The organism is Ulvibacter litoralis (genome assembly GCF_900102055.1).
GTDB classification, from domain to species: Bacteria; Bacteroidota; Bacteroidia; order Flavobacteriales; family Flavobacteriaceae; genus Ulvibacter; species Ulvibacter litoralis.
The window spans coordinates 129,126-148,539 of sequence record NZ_FNBA01000006.1 but is presented as its reverse complement, the minus strand read 5'-3'; the positions used below and the strand labels follow the sequence as shown (position 1 = coordinate 148,539).

The window sequence follows — 19,414 nt, the reverse complement described above, 5'->3', positions numbered from 1 at the left end:
AACCTGCTCCTGGTGTGTATGTATACGTTCCATCTGGATTGAATACTAACGTACCCTCACTTGGACCATTTACTAATGTGAATACTTCTGTTCCTGCTGGACCATCCGCATTCTCATCATTTGTACTTACATCACCATCAACTGGCATGTCTACAAACGTATCATTGATATCATCAACAGCTAGAATACAATTTGTAAGAATTGTAACATCAATACTAAGCGTACAACCATTAGCATCTAAAACAGTTACTGAGTGAACCCCTACAGTTAAGTTATCAAATACTCCTGATGCTTGGTAAGCACCTCCATCAACATTATATAAATAAGGTGTTGTTCCACCAACTGCTTCAACAGTTACTGAACCTGTCCCTGAACACACAATATCAGTTTGAGAAACTATTGACAATTCTAAACCAGCGGCAGGTTGCTCTATTGTAGCTGAATCAGTTGTAATACAACCTCTTGCATCAGTAATTGTAACCGAATACACACCTGCTGCTAAATCAAATAAATCTTCCGTTGTTTCACCATTAGGCGACCATAAGAATGTATAAGGAGCTGTTCCTCCTGCAACAGTAAGATCAAGAGATCCTGTTGTGTTTCCGAAGCAACCTACATTTGTAACCGCAATACCTGAATTTAAAACATTAGGCTCATTCACAGTTGTAGTAGCTTCCGTAGTACACAAAGTAACTGTATCTGTAACTGTAACTGTATATGAACCTCCTGAAAGACCTATTATTGCTGCAGTTGTCTCACCGTTTGTCCATAAATATGTAAACGACCCTGAACCACCTGTTACTGTAGCAGTTGCCGTACCATCACTATCCCCATTACATGTTACCGGTGTAGATGCTGCAAAAGCAGTTAAATCAAGACAAGTTCCTGGATTAACAGTCGCTGTAGCAGTATCAATACAGCCATTTGCATCTGTAACCGTTACCGTATAAACTCCAGCACTTAAGCCAGTAATCGTTTGTGTTGTTTCTCCATTTGGAGCCCAAGAATACGTATAAGGAGGTGTTCCTCCTGTTGGAATTGCCGTAGCTGTACCATCTCCCGTTGTAGGACCGCTTTCATCTGTAGCAGTAGCAGTAACATTTAATGCGTTCGTAGGTTCAGTAATTGTTACACTCTGTTCTACTGGAGAACATATCGTTCCATCAATGGTAACACTCACTGTATAAACTCCTGCAGAAACAGCACTTAAAGTACTAGTAGTTACATTGGCATCAATTTGAGCTGGCACTGTATTCCAAGTAAATGTAAAAGTAGCTGTTGGGTTTGCAATAGAACTTGCGCTAACCGTAGCACTTCCTGTCTCATCTCCTGTACATAATACATCTGTAACACCATCTACAACTACTATAGCATCACAAGTATTTGAACAATCAATAACAACTCCTTGCTCCAAGGTACATCCGTTAGCATCTGTAACAGTTACAGTATGCGTTCCTGAAGGAAGATTGGTTGCAGTAGCAGTAGTTTGACCTCCCGCACTTACACTCCATAAATATTCATAAGGAGCTGTTCCGCCATTTACTGTAGCAGTTGCTTCTCCATCCGTACAACCTTGTGCCGTTGTAGCATTTTCTTTTGTTAGAACTATATTAATTTCATTTGTTGGCTCCTCTATTACGAGATTACTTTCTGTAAGAGTACAACCATTCGCGTCTGTCACAATTACTGTATAAGATCCAGCAACAACATTTACTAAATCTTCAGTGGTCTCACCGTTACTCCATGAATATGAATATGGAGGCGTTCCGCCTAGAACAGTAATGTCAATTGCACCTGAATCAACTCCATTACATAAAACATCTGTTATCGTAGATGTTAAAGACAAACCTGATGCAGGCTGTTGAACAGTTGCGCTATCAGTAACAGTACATCCATTTGCATCTGTTATAGTTACAGAATAAGTACCTGCTGATAAGTCAAATAAATCTTCAGTCGTTTCTCCGTTAGGTGACCATAAGAATGTATAAGGAGCTGTTCCCCCTGTTACAGTTAAATCTAAAGAACCTGTATCATTTCCGAAGCAAGACACATTAGTAACTGCAATTCCAGGACTTAAAACCCCTGGCTCATTCACTGTCGTTGTAGATTGAACGGTACAAAGTGTTACTTGATCAGTAACAGTTACTGTATAAATCCCTGCCGACAACCCTGTAATAGTTTGTGTTGTTTGATTCCCTGGACTCCATAAATAAGTATGTGTTCCAGAACCTCCCGTAACACCTACAGTAGCTGTTCCATCACTATCTCCATTACAAGACACTGGTGTAGCTGAAGCAGTAGCTGCTAAATCCAAACAAGTCCCAGGATTCACTGTCGTTGATGCTGATGCAAAACAACCATTAGCATCGGTAACTGTTACCGTATACACTCCTGCACTTAGACCAGTAATCGTTTGTAGAGTTTCGCCACCTGGACTCCACGAATATGAATAAGGAGGTGTTCCCCCAGAAGCATTTGCCGTAGCAGTACCGTCGCCAGTAGCTGGACCACTTTCATCAGTTGATGTTGCCGTAACATTTAATGCACTCGCTGGCTCTGTTATAGTAACACTTTGTTCAACAGGCAAACATACTGTACCATCTATAGTTACACTAACCGTATAAACACCAGCTCCTAAATTATTTAATGTCGAAGTAGTTACACCAGGCACAACATCTCCAGTACTCCAAGTAAAGGTAAATGTGGCAGCTGGATTTGCAATTGAACTAGCACTAACCGTAGCACTTCCTGTTGTTTCATTAGCACAAAGAACATTTGTTGTACTATCAACAGTAATAACTGCATCACAATTTTCGATACAATCAATTACAACACCTTGCTCTAATTCACAGTCATTTGCATCAGTTACAATAACAGTATGCGTTCCTGCTGGTAAATTAGTAGCAGTTTGAGTTGTTTGACCTCCAGCTGATGCACTCCATTGATAAGTATATGGAGGAGTTCCTCCAGAAGGAGATGCAGTTGCCTCTCCATTCAAACACCCTTGCGTTTGAGTCGCATTAACTTTTGTCAAAATAATACTTATAGCCTCTGGCTCAGTTATAGTAACACTTAAAGTTTCTGTATTTGCTAAAGCATCTGTAACAGACACTGTATAAGTTCCAGCTGTTAAATTTTCAAAAACTGGACTTGACTGAGGAGTCCCACCATTCAATGCATACATTAAAGGCGCTAAACCTCCAGTTGCATTCACTGTAATAGAACCTGTATTATCTTCATAACACAAAACATCCACTTTAGTATCAAGCGAAATTTCTAAATCTTCATAACAAAGAGCATCTATATTTACACCTCCAGCAATCACCCAAGATTGACCATTAACAGTCTGTCCATTTTGCCCAGACCTAGTATCAACTGTTATTGTAACCGTTGTAGCTGCTCCAGGTACATTTTCCAAAGTTAAGTTTGGTATAGCCAAACAACATGTTCCTCCTGGCAATGAAGCATCAGGACCATAAATAAATAACTCATTAGAAACTCCACCTGCTGAACCCATCAATTTCAAGTACCTTCCATCAGGGGTTAATTCTGAAATTGGCACTTCTAAAACAACATCCCTAGGACCTGTAAAAGCAGGAATAGTAATATCTATTGTAACTACATCATTATAACCACTCTGACTTGTAAAAACACCCGCAGTTGCAGAAGCCAAAGGAACATTTCTAAACGCATAAACTACTACAGATTGAAGATTACATTTTCTTGCTGATGAAACATCATAGGTTACTGATGACGTAGACCCAGCAAACAACCCTCTATACACCCATTTATTAGGGCTAGCTCCAGCCGGTATTGACCTTACTAAACTATGAGAAACTCCTGACGAATCAGTAAATTGAATTACTTCACCAGGATTATTATTCTTAAAAATTATTTCTACAACATACTCGTAAACATTTCCAGGATTAGGAATTGGCACAACCGTATTTTCATTACAATTGGCATTATAACCATACTCATCAACCTTCACATCATCCCCACACTCAAAATACCAACCTTCAACATCACAATCAACAATAACAGTTTTTGTTATCTCACATAAATTAGCATCTCTAATTACAACAGTATGCTCACCAGCAGGAAGATTCGTAGCCGTTTGTGTAGTCTGATTTCCAGCACTAGCACTCCATTGGTATGTATAAGGAGAATTTCCTCCAGAAGGATTAGCCGTAGCCGTACCGTCTACACATTGTCCTGCTTGAGTTCCATCAACAGCAGTTATAGTAGCAGTAATCTGACTTGATTGACCCACTGTATAACTTTCAACAATAGGATCACAACCGCGTGAATCATTAATTGTTACGGTATAAGTTCCCGCAGGTACATTCATTAAATCTTGCGACGTAGCACCATTACTCCATGAATACGTATAGGTATAGCCACCCGTTACTGACAAGTCTATTGATCCAGTACTAGAACCAAAACAATCAGCATTCACAACAGAAGCTGTCACAACAGGACACGGAACAACAATCCCAGGATTCACAAAATTTTCCTCTCTAGTTCCACAACTAGAATCTTCATATCGCATAACAGCCATTCCTGTTCCAGTAGGCTGATTTCCACAAACAGATAAATCTACAGCTCTAATACTATAATTTAATGTAACAGTTTCATGTTTAATCTCATCTACATACCACGAAAGTACTTCACCTGAAAAAGACGGAGTCCCTTTACTCGCAGAAAGAGAACCAGCAACATACTCAAAACCAGACGGCAACGTATTCATAACTAAAGGCTCTCCTGGCAATTGTAATGCCGCTGTAGCAAACTGACCTAATATATCAGAATAAATACCTGATAAATCCGCTTCATTCTCAGTCACATATAAACCTGCATTTTGAATTTGATCTATAGTTGAAGTTGCAACCGTTTGTTGAGTACCAGAAATTGCACTAAACAACCCTATACTATATATATTTTGATTATAAACTTGTCCAGAAACAGTAGTCGTTTGAGCATTAACACCCGCTTGAATAGCTCTTATCTGACAAATCGTATTAGAACCAGTGTTCTGACACTGACTTCCATTATTATCTCTATTCGCAACACCATCTGTCAATAATATAATACTACGAGAAGTCACACAATTAAAAGAAGCTTCATTAATCAATACTTGATCAGCTTTTATTAATCCATCTTGAATATTTGTATTACCATTGGTTACAATATCCTCAATAGCATCTATAATATCTTGTTTTCCAGAAACTCCTGTAAGACCTATATCTATACTTGCCGAATCTGCATAACTAACAATAGACACCTTATTTAATCCAGTTGGATTATTTGCTGGGGCTAATAAATTATTAACAAACTCTATGGCCGCATCTTTTGCAAAATCAATTGGATCAGGAGACGGACCATCGTCCATACTACCAGATCTATCAATAATTAACACGACCTCCTGAGGAGCAAAACTTGGATCTCCAATGATTTCCATTGAAACATCAAATTGCTTACACTCAGTATTGTTTTCAACAACAGTTCTATTTATTGTAATCTCTTGACTAAATAATGAACCTGCCGAAAACAAAGCAAAGAGTATAAATATCGATTTACACACTTTATTACTTAAAACACTATTGAATTGTAAAAATCTTTTCATAAGATAATTTTTTAGGTTGAAACCTATTTAATTTTAATACCATACTAGCCTTTTTTATCCTTCTGAAGGATCTGGAACAAAAACTCTAAGCATTGTACCATTTATATCTTGTTTACATGCGCTCGACTTAGCTTTAACTTCTATACAGCTCCAAGTTCCGTATTTAGTCCCCTTAGGTACAGTAACAAAAACTTTAAATTTATAAGTCTGCCCAGCTTTTAAAGAAATCCCTTTTCCCGCTAGTGAATTAGACTCCTGACTTAAAATATTAACGTCTAACTTTACGTTAGCTGCAGATGTCATTTTATTTTTTGTTGCACAAGATTCCTCTAAGCTCAACGCAGACAAATCATACGAAGCAGAACTTGAAGAAGTATTCTTTAGAACCATCCAAAACTCCGCACCACTTTCATCAGCAGATTTTGTATTTCTATTTTTCTCAACAGAAAGTTCTACATTACAACTTTGCGAATAACCAGAAAAAACACCTAAACCCATAACTAGGAAAAACAATGTTAAAAATTGTTTTCTAAAAACGGTAATGACGTATTTAAATTGAACACACATATATTAAATTTTTTATTAATTTATAGAAAGTCAAAAAGTTAAAATTCGAACTCTATCACTTTGGAGACCAAATATACGTAGGAAAAACTCTTAAAATTTTACAAACAAATAACTATTAGTTCAAATGCATCAAAACTCGTTCAAATACACAATTACTTCGATTTTAATCATTTTATTTGTAGGAATCGTACGTACGTGTTTCTACGTACATCCTTACAAACAAAGCTTTAATAAGGTTTTATTTTGTGAGAATTAATTGTTTTTGGTTTCTGTACCTAAACCCTAAAAAAAAGTAAGACAAAGTGTATCTTTGCGTATAATTTTACACCAATATTATGTTAATAAAAAGAGAAATTGAACGCAGGAGAACTTTTGGAATTATATCTCATCCTGATGCCGGAAAAACAACATTAACTGAAAAATTATTGCTTTTTGGTGGAGCAATTCAAGAAGCTGGCGCTGTAAAAAACAACAAAATAAAAAAAGGAGCTACTAGTGATTTCATGGAAATTGAAAGACAACGTGGAATTTCTGTCGCTACTTCTGTATTAGCTTTTGAATATAAAGACATAAAAATAAACATCCTTGACACACCTGGTCACAAGGATTTTGCTGAAGACACCTTTAGAACCTTAACCGCTGTAGATAGTGTGATTGTAGTAATTGACGTTGCAAAAGGAGTTGAAGAACAGACTGAAAAACTTGTTGAAGTTTGTCGCATGCGAAACATCCCGATGATTGTTTTTATCAATAAATTAGATCGAGAAGGTAAAGACGCATTTGAACTGTTAGACGAAATCGAACAAAAATTAAACCTTCGTGTTACTCCCCTAAGTTTTCCTATTGGTATGGGATATGATTTTAAAGGAATCTATAATATCTGGGAAAAAAATGTAAACTTATTTAGTGGTGATAGCCGAAAAAACATAGAAGAAACAATTAATATTAAGGACATTAGCAGTCCAGAACTAGAAAAGTTAATTGGAGAAAAAGCCGCAGAAACCCTACGAGAAGAATTAGAGTTAGTTTATGAAGTATATCCCGATTTTTCCAGAGAGGAATACTTAAATGGAAAATTACAACCTGTATTTTTTGGATCTGCCTTAAATAACTTTGGCGTTAGAGAGCTTTTAGATTGCTTTGTTAAAATAGCACCTACGCCACGCCCTAAAGAAAGTGATACCAGACTAGTAAAGCCAGACGAAAAGGAGTTTTCTGGTTTTGTTTTTAAAATTCATGCGAATATGGACCCTAAACATAGAGACCGTTTGGCATTTATAAAAATTGTTTCTGGAACTTTTGAAAGAAACAAACCCTACCTTCATGTACGACACAACAAGAAACTAAAATTCTCGAGTCCAAATGCTTTTTTTGCTGAAAAGAAACAAATCGTAGACATCTCGTTCCCAGGTGATATTGTAGGTTTACATGACACCGGGAACTTTAAAATCGGAGACACCTTAACTGAAGGTGAAGTAATGCAATACAAAGGGATTCCAAGTTTCTCTCCCGAACATTTCAAATACATTAACAATGCTGACCCTTTAAAAAGCAAACAACTTGAAAAGGGAATAGACCAGTTAATGGACGAGGGTGTAGCACAACTATTTGTACTTGAATTAAATGGCCGTAAAGCAATAGGAACCGTAGGAGCGTTGCAGTTTGAAGTAATTCAATACCGATTAGAACACGAATATGGAGCTACGTGTAGGTATGAAAATTTAAATGTTTTTAAAGCTTGTTGGGTGGAAGCTAAAGACCCAAAAAGTGATGAATTCGCTGATTTTAAACGTGTGAAAGCAAAATTTTTAGCCAAGGACAAAAGAGGACAACTAGTATTCTTTGCCGACTCTTCATTTACACTACAAATGACACAATCTAAATACCCAAACGTGAAGTTTCATTTTGTAAGTGAGTTCGAAAATTCTTTTTCAAAAACCACAAAATAATTGAACTAACCTATAGGTATATTGCTTGAATATCTAACCTATCTGTATCACCAAAAGTTACACGAAATGCTGCATCTGGAGTTAAATCACCTCCATAAACAGCTCCATTTAGATGAACACTATAGGTCCCAGGTTCTAATGAGAGTGTTGTTGAACGTGAATTATAAATAAATCCAGTTGCTGTATCACAATTCCAATTTGAATAAACAGAACTTGTCATACCGTATGCTTTACTAGTATTAGCTGTATTTCCATCACCCAAATAGAAATAGTTATGCGCAACTTTGGCTCTACCATCATCAATATTACTAGCGCCATCATAACTCTTAAAATCCATAGAGATATAAAAAGTTATAATTACTAAAGCTCTTTCCGTTAATGTAAAATTCTTTTTGTATAATTCCCCTGCATTCAAACCTGAATTCGCTGTAGTCTGAACCACAACAGGTGATGACATACTAGATGCCGATGAAATCTCTCCAGATAATTTTCCCAGCGTAAGATCACCATTGTTATCTACTAGTACATTATACTTTGATGTTCCACCAAAATTCTCACTATTGTTTACACTATTCAAACCATCAATTCGAATGGTACTCTCTGTTCCTGCAACGTGAAGATCCTTCTGCGGATCTGTTGTTCCAATACCAACTTGAGCTGTACTAAGATAAATTGTAAAAAAACTAAAAACGAAAAATGTAATTTTATATTTCATAATATGTTGTATTTGAAGCAACTTTAATTTTATATATAAATGTTAACTTATTTTAATTTTGTAAAAGAGGACCATCCGCATTCCCCGAATTACAATCACAATCTACTTCATATTCTAAAGTAACTGTTGCGGAGTCGCAAACCCCAGTATTGGGAGCAGGTAAACATATTTGATATTCAAAAATGACATCCCCAGAAAATCCAGGTGTCGGTCTATAATCATAACTCCCATCAGGATAAAAGTTAAAGGATTGACCCGCAGGTATTGGTCCTGAAACCAATGAAAATGTGGAACCAACAGGTACGTTTGAAGTACCTCCAACCGTACCCTCATAATCCTTATCAATACAACCCACTTCTATTTTTGGAACGGCATATTGTTGAAGAATGAACGCTTTCCCATCACCATGATCTTGTGTAGCTGCTGTAAGATCAACTCTTGTAATCACAGAACCCACAGGCGCTAACGCGTCTAAAATAAATAAAGCTATCCCTATAGTACCCCCATTCTCAACAACCCGCCCAGAATTCCAATAATCAACACCTGTTGGCGGAGCATTAAATAAAGGACCATATTGTGTTGAGTTTTGACGAACAAAAGTATCTCCTAAAAATTGTTCTGGTCCACCTCCTACAGGTGTTCCAAAAACTGAAATATAATAGCAATTATTTGCATTACGCTCTGTGATAGCTAGCAATCCCCCTGTATTTGATGGTATCCCAGGATTGTAGTATAATGATTGCACTTGCGCATCTGTGGAAGCGATAGCTGTAAAATTTTCACAAATATTACGTCCATTATAAGTGGATACAAAATAATGGTTTAAGTTTTTGTCTTTAAATGCTGAAATAGCATCAGAGTTCCAATCAACAGTACTACTATTCGCGTTTACTACAGTTCCATTTTCAAGAATTGAATTTTTATCATGACCATCTGGACCAACTCTCGTCATACCATAAGATGTAGGTACAGCAAAAGAGTTGTAAATTTCTCCATCTACAGTTACAGAACTTATAGTGGCAGAATCATAATTATTAGACTGAGTATCTGACCATTGAAAAGTAACTCCTGTCCGCACAGATGGTGCTTGAGTTTGCGCAACAATAACTTCTTGACAAAACAAGACAACTATTGAAGACACTAAAAATAAGATTCGTTTCCGAATTTTAGAGTTCGTAGGTTTCATAAATGTAATTTGGGGTTAGATCATAAAAATTAAAGCTAATACACTGATAACCTTATGATTCTATAACAAATATAAAACAAGTAAAGATTTTTCCTACTAAAAAATTAAATTAATCGATATAAAACATCGTTTAATCGACATAAGACATCTCTTCATAGACAAAAGGAGAAAGGAACATTTAAAATTTCATAAACACCTTAAATTTTGAAGTATGCTAGAGAGATTACGAAACTTAAAGTCTAATCTTTCTGCAGTAAACATAAACAAAACATCATGGATTTAAAATGAAGAAGAAATAAAAAACTATACGTATATACACGTATACGACTTTAAAAAAGAGTATTTAAAGATATTTTAAGGCGATTTAAACACAAAAGCACCCAAGTATAACTACTTTATATTTTAAGCTATTAAATAGCATGCTAGAAGGCGACGAAATCAAGTGGTATTAGAATAAATTATTACATAACACTTTTATATAATAAAAAACTATACTTAAAAAAGTCTTGTAATATTTTACAAGACTTTTTTAAGTATAGTTTTAAGCTTCTCCTGTCGGACCAAAATTAATTGGTATTGCAGGTTGCTTATAATCTTTAATTTCTCCATGCGCATTTTCAAACCGCTGTACATTTTCATGTAATGCTTTTAAAAATCGTTTTGCATGTTGCGGAGTTAATATAATTCTAGATTTAACTTTACTTTTAGGAATTCCTGGCATTATTGCAACAAAATCTACCACAAACTCAGATTGAGAGTGATTGATAATTGCAAGATTACTGTAAATTCCTTGAGCAACAGTTTCATCTAATTCAATATTAATTTGTCCCTGTTGTGGTTTTGTATTTTTTTGATCTGCCATATCTATTTCTCGTGAATACGAGAATCTTTTTTTTGGCCAAATTCTAATGATTTGACTTTTAATTAAACATTGTATTAAAATACAAAAAATCCCGTGGAACCACGGGATTTTTTGTTCTAATTATAATTCCATCTAAGATGGACTATATACATCAAGTCTTAACTAGTTATAGTTAACCTCTTGTTTCTCACGAGTCATTTCTTCTAATTCCTCTCTAGATCCTACAATTATAGATTCATACTTACGCATACCTGTACCGGCTGGTATTCTATGACCTACAATTACATTTTCTTTCAAGCCTTCTAAGGTATCCACTTTACCACTAACAGCAGCTTCGTTTAATACTTTAGTTGTCTCTTGGAAAGATGCAGCCGAAATAAATGATTTCGTCTGTAATGACGCTCTAGTAATACCTTGCAGTATTGGCGTTGCAGTTGCTGGAACCGCATCACGAGCTTCAATTAATGTTGCATCAGCTCTTCGTAAGATAGAGTTTTCATCACGTAGTTCACGTGGCGTGATAATCTGTCCTTCTTTAATAGTTTCTGAATCTCCTGCATTTGTAACCACTTTCATTCCAAAGATCTTATCGTTTTCTTCAATAAAATCATCTTTATGAGCTAATTGGTTTTCAAGGAAGGTTGTATCTCCTGAATCTACAATTTGAACCTTACGCATCATTTGACGTACTACTACTTCAAAATGCTTATCATTAATCTTCACCCCTTGCAGACGATATACTTCTTGAACTTCGTTCACTAAATATTGTTGTACTGCTGAAGGTCCTTTAATTCTAAGAATATCTTCTGGAGTAATAGAACCATCAGAAAGAGGCATACCTGCTCTTACGTAATCGTTTTCTTGAACAAGAATTTGGTTCGATAATTTCACCAAGTACTTTTTCAATTCGCCTAATTTAGACTCAACGATAATCTCACGATTACCACGTTTAATTTTTCCGAAAGAAACAACACCATCAATCTCACTTACTACAGCAGGGTTTGAAGGGTTACGTGCTTCGAATAATTCAGTAACTCGAGGAAGACCCCCAGTAATATCCCCAGATTTGGCTGACTTACGAGGTATCTTAACTAAAATTTTACCAATTTTAATTTTATCATTATCATCTACCATTAAGTGGGCACCTACTGGTAAGTTGTATGATCTAATTACTTCATCACCTTTACCGATGATTTGAAGTGTTGGAATTTTTCTCTTATCTCTTGATTCGGAAATTACTTTCTCTTGGAATCCTGTTTGCTCATCAATTTCAACTTGGTAAGTAATACCTTGTTCGATATTTTCGTACTTGATCTTACCTGCAAATTCAGAAATAATTACACCGTTATATGGATCCCACTGACAAACAACATCTCCTTTAGAAAGTGTATCACCGTCTTTTACAAAAATGGTAGATCCATAAGGAATGTTATTCGTACTTAGGGTAATTCCAGTTTTCTTATCGATTAATTTAATTTCAGACGTACGAGAAATCACAATATCAATTGGTTTTCCTTCACCGTCTTCACCTTTAACCGTTTTAAGATCTTCAATTTCAGCTTTACCATCAAATCGTACAGAAAGTTTGTTTTCTTCTGAAATGTTTCCTGCAATACCCCCTACGTGGAAAGTACGTAGTGTTAACTGTGTACCTGGTTCTCCAATAGATTGTGCTGCAACAACACCTACAGCTTCACCTCTTTGTACCATTTTATTGGTAGCAAGGTTTCTTCCGTAGCATTGAGAACAAATTCCTTTTTTAGCTTCACATGTTAATGCAGAACGAACTTCTACACTATCAAGAGGTGAATCTGCAATTTTTTGAGCAACTGCTTCAGAAATATGATCTCCAGCTTCAACAAGAATTTCTTTCGTTAATGGATGCACAACATCGTATAATGAAGTACGTCCAACAATTCTAGCAAATAACGTTTCTACAACCTCTTCGTTTTTCTTTAATGCTGAAACTTCAATACCTCTTAACGTACCACAGTCTTCAATATTAATAATAACGTCTTGCGAAACATCTACCAAACGACGTGTTAAGTAACCCGCATCGGCAGTTTTAAGAGCCGTATCCGCAAGTCCTTTACGAGCACCGTGCGTAGAGATAAAGTATTCTAAAATTGATAATCCTTCCTTAAAGTTAGAAAGAATCGGGTTTTCAATAATTTCACCACCACCAGAATTCGATTTTTTAGGCTTAGCCATCAATCCACGCATTCCAGTTAACTGACGAATTTGTTCTTTACTACCCCTTGCTCCAGAATCAAGCATCATATACACAGAGTTAAACCCTTGTTGATCTTCACGAATACGTTTCATAGAAAGTTCGGTAAGCTCAGCATTGGTTGCAGTCCATATATCAATAACCTGGTTGTAACGCTCGTTATTGGTAATAAGTCCCATATTATAGTTCGCAATAATACCATCTACCTGAGTATTCGCGCTATCAATCATAGCTTGTTTCTCTGGTGGAATAATAATATCTCCTAAACTAAATGACAATCCACCTTCAAAGGCGAATTTATATCCTAATGTTTTAATTTCATCTAAGAAAGCAGCCGTTGCTGGCACACTCGTTTTAGCTAAAATTCCACCAATAATATCACGAAGTGATTTTTTGGTTAATACTTCATTAATATAACCAGCAGCTTCAGGTACTTTTTCATTAAATAAAACTCTACCTAATGTAGTTGTAATAATTTGGTATACTAATTCTCCTTCTTCATTAAAATCTTTTGTACGGATTTTAATCTCAGCATTCAAATCAACTTGTTTCTCATTGTAAGCAATGACTGCTTCTTCCGCAGAATAGAAAGTAAGGCCTTCACCAATTACTTTTACTTCTGGAGTCGATTTTCTCAATTTGGTCATGTAGTAAAGACCCAGTACCATATCTTGAGAAGGTACTGCTACTGGAGATCCGTTTGCTGGATTCAAGATATTGTGAGACGCCAACATCAATAGTTGTGCTTCCAATATAGCTTCTGGTCCTAATGGAAGGTGAACCGCCATCTGATCCCCATCAAAATCCGCATTAAATGCAGTACAAACTAACGGGTGTAGTTGGATCGCTTTTCCTTCAATTAATTTAGGTTGGAATGCTTGAATACCTAAACGGTGTAATGTAGGAGCACGGTTTAGTAATACTGGATGTCCTTTAAGAACGTTTTCCAATATATCCCAAACTACTGGCTCTTTTTTGTCTATGATCTTCTTAGCAGACTTTACCGTTTTAACAATTCCTCTTTCAATTAATTTTCTAATTACAAAAGGCTTGTATAATTCGGCAGCCATCCCCTTAGGAATACCACATTCAAATAATTTTAATTCTGGTCCTACAACAATTACAGAACGTGCTGAATAATCCACACGTTTACCCAGTAAGTTTTGACGGAAACGTCCTTGCTTTCCTTTCAATGAATCTGAAAGTGATTTTAATGGACGGTTACTATCTGTTTTAACTGCTGAAGATTTTCTTGTATTATCAAACAATGAATCTACAGATTCTTGAAGCATACGTTTTTCATTACGTAAAATTACTTCGGGTGCTTTTATCTCCATCAATCGTTTTAAACGGTTGTTACGGATAATTACACGTCTGTATAAATCATTTAAATCTGAAGTTGCGAAACGACCTCCATCAAGCGGCACTAATGGACGTAATTCTGGCGGAATGATAGGCACTACCTTCATTATCATCCACTCAGGCTTGTTTTCGCGGTTTTTATTTGCATCACGTAACGCTTCAACTACTTGAAGACGCTTTAAAGCTTCTGTTTTACGTTGTTTAGACGTTTCGTTATTTGCTTTGTGACGTAACTCAAATGACAAGCTATTTAAGTCAATTCTATTTAAAAGATCGATTAAACATTCAGCACCCATTTTAGCGATGAATTTATTTGGATCTGTGTCTTCTAAATATTGATTTTCCTTCGGAAGCGTTTCAAGAATATTTAAGTATTCTTCTTCTGTTAAGAAATCTAATTTATTAATAGGTTCTCCTTCTTCGGAAACTGCTATACCTGGCTGAATTACTACGTAACGTTCGTAGTAAATAATCATATCAAGTTTCTTAGACGGAAGTCCAAGTAAGTAACCAATTTTGTTTGGTAAACTACGGAAATACCAAATGTGTGCTACAGGAACTACCAAGTTGATATGCCCTACACGATCACGACGTACTTTTTTCTCCGTTACCTCTACACCACAACGGTCACATACAATACCCTTGTAACGAATTCGTTTATATTTACCACAGGCACATTCGTAATCCTTTACAGGACCAAAAATACGCTCACAGAAAAGACCGTCACGCTCAGGTTTGTGCGTACGGTAGTTTATAGTTTCAGGCTTTAATACTTCTCCACGTGACTCTGCCAAAATTGACTCAGGCGAAGCTAAACCGATAGAAATCTTATTAAATTTCTGTACTGTGTTTTCTTTATTTCTTGCCATAATGCTGAAAAAATATGCTTTAAAATGTTTTTTTTGGTCGTTTTATATTCGACCTACTTAGAATGATTGTGGGTGGGGATTGTTACCAATCCCCATCACAACTATTCTTCTAATCTGATATCTAATCCTAATCCTTTTAATTCGTGCATTAACACGTTAAAAGATTCTGGTAATCCTGGTTCAGGCATAGTTTCACCTTTTACGATTGCTTCGTAAGTTTTAGCTCTACCTATAACATCATCAGATTTTACAGTCAATATTTCACGTAAAGTACTAGAAGCACCATATGCTTCTAATGCCCATACTTCCATCTCTCCAAAACGCTGTCCACCAAACTGAGCTTTACCTCCTAATGGTTGTTGCGTAATTAATGAGTAAGGACCAATTGAACGCGCGTGCATCTTATCGTCTACCATGTGTCCTAGTTTCAACATATAAATCACACCAACAGTTGCAGGTTGATCGAAACGTTGTCCTGTTCCACCATCATATAAATACGTATGTCCAAATCTTGGGATACCTGCTTCATCTGTAATACCATTAATTTGATCCAATGTAGCACCATCAAAAATTGGAGTCGCATATTTGCGTCCTAATTTTTGACCAGCCCAACCTAATACGGTTTCATAGATCTGACCAATGTTCATACGAGAAGGTACACCCAGTGGGTTCAATACAATATCTACAGGAGTTCCATCTTCTAAGAAAGGCATATCTTCTTGACGAACGATACGAGCAACAATACCTTTGTTACCGTGACGTCCCGCCATCTTATCCCCTACTTTAAGTTTACGCTTTTTAGCAATGTAAACTTTCGCAAGTTTTAGAATACCTGCTGGTAATTCATCCCCAACAGAAATTGTAAACTTCTCACGACGAAGGTTTCCTTGTAAATCGTTCTCTTTAATTCTATAGTTGTGCATTAAATCAGCAACCATAACATTTGTTTCGTCGTCGGTAGTCCAAACACCTCCAATTAAATGCGTATAATCTTCTACTGCATTTAACATTTTAAGGGTGAATTTCTTTCCTTTAGGGAATACAACTTCACCAAGGTCGTTCATAACACCTTGAGCTGTTTTTCCTCCAACGATGATGAAAAGTTTTTCAACTAATACATCTTTCAAGTCGTCAAACTTAGCATCAAATTTTGCTTCAAGTTCAGCGATATCTTCTTTATCTTTTGCTCTTTTACGCTTATCCTTTACAGCACGTGCAAACAATTTCTTGTTTATCACAACACCGTGTAATGAAGGAGAAGCTTTTAAAGAAGCATCTTTAACATCACCTGCTTTATCACCAAAGATTGCGCGTAATAGTTTTTCTTCTGGAGTTGGATCACTTTCTCCTTTTGGTGTAATTTTACCAATAAGGATATCACCAGGCTTAACTTCTGCACCAATACGAATCATACCGTTTTCATCAAGGTCTTTAGTAGCCTCTTCAGAAACGTTTGGAATATCGTTTGTTAGTTCTTCATTACCTAATTTAGTATCTCGTACTTCAAGAGAATATTCATCAATATGGATTGACGTAAAGATATCATTACGTACTACTTCTTCAGAAATTACAATTGCATCCTCAAAGTTATACCCTTTCCAAGGCATAAAGGCTACTTTCATATTTCTACCTAGTGCTAATTCACCTTTTTCAGTAGCATATCCTTGACATAATACTTGCCCTTTTTGTACTCTATCTCCCTTACTTACGATAGGTTTCAAGTTAATAGAAGTACCTTGGTTTGTTTTTCTAAACTTAACTAGTTGATATGTTTTTAAATCACTATCAAAACTAACCATACCTTCTTGTTCAGTACGATCGTATTTAATTGTAATCTCATTTGCATCAACATACTCAATAGTTCCATCTCCTTCAGCATTAATTAAAACCCTAGAATCTGAAGCTACTTGACGCTCTAAACCTGTACCTACAATTGGCGAATCTGCAATTAATAATGGTACCGCTTGACGCATCATGTTCGATCCCATCAATGCACGGTTTGCATCATCATGCTCCAAGAAAGGAATTAACGAGGCTGAGATAGACGAAATTTGGTTTGGTGCAACATCCGTATAATGAACCATTTTAGGATCTACTAACGGGAAGTCACCTTCCATACGAGCAATTACCTTTTCTGCTTGGATGGTACCATCTTCAGTAATAGGAATATTTGCTTGTGCAATTAATTTTGCTTCTTCTTCTTCAGCTGAAAGATACGTTGCCTCATTTATAAGGTCAATTTTTCCTTCAGTTACTTTTCGGTATGGAGTTTCAATAAACCCTAAGTTATTCACTTTCGCATATACTGAAAGTGACGAAATTAAACCAATGTTTGGTCCCTCAGGAGTTTCAATTGGACAAAGTCTTCCGTAGTGTGTGTAGTGAACATCACGAACCTCAAAACCTGCTCTTTCACGTGATAGACCTCCTGGCCCTAATGCAGACAAACGACGCTTGTGCGTAATTTCAGCAAGAGGATTGGTTTGATCCATAAATTGAGAAAGCTGGTTGGTACCGAAAAATGAATTAATCACAGACGATAACGTCTTAGCATTAATCAAATCGATAGGCGTAAACACCTCGTTGTCACGCACATTCATACGCTCACGAATGGTACGAGCCATACGTGCTAAACCAACACCAAATTGTTGTGATAATTGCTCTCCAACGGTTCTAACACGACGATTAGAAAGGTGATCAATATCATCAATCTCCGCTTTAGAGTTGATTAACTCAATTAAGTATTTCACAATAGTAATGATATCTTCTTTGGTAAGCACTTGCTTGTCCATCGCGATATCAAGACCTAATTTTTTATTCATTCTGTAACGTCCTACCTCACCTAAATTATATCTCTGGTCTGAGAAGAATAATTTATTGATGATTCCACGAGCTGTTTCTTCATCTGGCGGTTCAGCGTTACGTAATTGTCTATAGATATGTTCTACCGCTTCTTTTTCTGAATTGGTAGGATCTTTTTGAAGCGTATTATGAATAATTGCATAATCTGCTAAATGATTATCTTCTTTATGAAGTAGTACTGTTTTTGAACCAGAATCAATTATTTCATCAATATGGTCTTTATCAAGAACCGTATCACGATCTAATACAATTTCATTACGTTCAATAGAAACTACCTCTCCTGTATCTTCATCAACGAAATCTTCGTGCCATGTTTTAAGAACACGTGCAGCTAATTTACGTCCTAAGTATTTTTTAAGACCCGTTTTAGAAGCTTTCACTTCTTCAGCTAAGTCGAAAATTTCAAGAATATCTTTATCTCTTTCAAAACCAATGGCACGGAAAAGTGTCGTCACTGGTAATTTTTTCTTCCTATCGATATAAGCGTACATAACACTATTGATATCGGTAGCAAACTCAATCCAAGAACCTTTAAAAGGAATTACTCTGGCAGAGTATAGTTTCGTTCCATTAGCATGGAACGATTGTCCAAAGAATACACCAGGTGAACGGTGTAATTGTGATACTACAACACGCTCAGCTCCATTGATACAAAATGTACCACTTGGGGTCATATAAGGAATTGTACCTAAATAAACATCTTGAACAATAGTTTCAAAATCTTCATGTTCAGGATCTGTACAGAATAATTTAAGACGTGCCTTTAAAGGGACACTATACGTTAAGCCACGCTCAATACACTCTTGGATAGAGTACCTTGGCGGATCTACGAAATAATCTAAAAACTCTAATACAAATTGGTTTCGAGTATCGGTAATAGGGAAATTCTCTAAGAAGGTCTTGTAAAGCCCTTCTTGGCCTCTTTCTTCTGATTTGGTTTCCAATTGGAAAAAATCCTGGAAGGATTTAATTTGGATGTCCAAAAAGTCGGGATAATCCGGCTTATTTTTTACAGAGGAAAAATTCAATCTTTCAGTTTGCGTTGCTGACATCTATGGACGGAATTTTAATTAAAAATAACAATGTGCGCGTATTGAAAATAGTGTTAACCATTATATACGCAAAATGGTTTAGGTCTTATCCTTTATAGATAAGACCTAAACCTTAGGGTTTGGTTACGTTGGGA

The 19,414-nt window shown here is 36.2% G+C and carries 8 protein-coding genes; 1 reads left to right on the top strand and 7 read right to left on the bottom strand.

The features are described from left to right. On the bottom strand, positions 1–5,626 hold a 5,626-nt coding region (locus BLQ00_RS15425; RefSeq protein WP_139149434.1), incomplete at its 3' end, for a VWA domain-containing protein. A 54-nt stretch (positions 5,627–5,680) separates the two neighbouring features. Next, positions 5,681–6,193 (bottom strand): hypothetical protein, encoded by a 513-nt coding sequence (locus BLQ00_RS15420; protein ID WP_139149433.1) that lies wholly within the window; start codon positions 6,191–6,193, stop codon positions 5,681–5,683. Between the two features lie 335 nt (positions 6,194–6,528). On the opposite strand from BLQ00_RS15420, the gene BLQ00_RS15415 reads away from it, so the two are divergent. After that, entirely contained in the window at positions 6,529–8,142 is a 1,614-nt protein-coding gene (locus BLQ00_RS15415; RefSeq protein ID WP_093145210.1) for a peptide chain release factor 3, read from the top strand. A gap of 10 nt (positions 8,143–8,152) precedes the next feature. On the opposite strand, the gene BLQ00_RS15410 is transcribed toward BLQ00_RS15415, so the two are convergent. From BLQ00_RS15410 to rpoB, 5 genes are all read right to left on the bottom strand, one after another. Then, positions 8,153–8,857: a hypothetical protein gene (locus BLQ00_RS15410; protein ID WP_093145209.1), complete on the bottom strand. Its 705-nt coding sequence runs from the start codon at positions 8,855–8,857 to the stop codon at positions 8,153–8,155. A 52-nt stretch (positions 8,858–8,909) separates the two neighbouring features. After that, positions 8,910–10,043, bottom strand: a complete 1,134-nt coding sequence (locus BLQ00_RS15405; RefSeq protein WP_093145208.1) for an Ig-like domain-containing protein — start codon at positions 10,041–10,043, stop codon at positions 8,910–8,912. Positions 10,044–10,584: 541 nt separating this feature from the next. Next, positions 10,585–10,905: a DUF3467 domain-containing protein gene (locus BLQ00_RS15400; RefSeq protein ID WP_093145207.1), complete on the bottom strand. Its 321-nt coding sequence runs from the start codon at positions 10,903–10,905 to the stop codon at positions 10,585–10,587. 162 nt (positions 10,906–11,067) lie between these two features. Continuing rightward, a complete protein-coding gene (rpoC, locus tag BLQ00_RS15395) occupies positions 11,068–15,366 on the bottom strand; it encodes a DNA-directed RNA polymerase subunit beta' (protein WP_093145206.1) in 4,299 nt (1,432 codons plus the stop codon). A gap of 101 nt (positions 15,367–15,467) precedes the next feature. Then, complete coding sequence (gene rpoB, locus BLQ00_RS15390) at positions 15,468–19,280, bottom strand: DNA-directed RNA polymerase subunit beta (RefSeq protein WP_093145205.1); 3,813 nt, start codon at positions 19,278–19,280, stop codon at positions 15,468–15,470. Positions 19,281–19,414 lie beyond the last annotated feature (134 nt).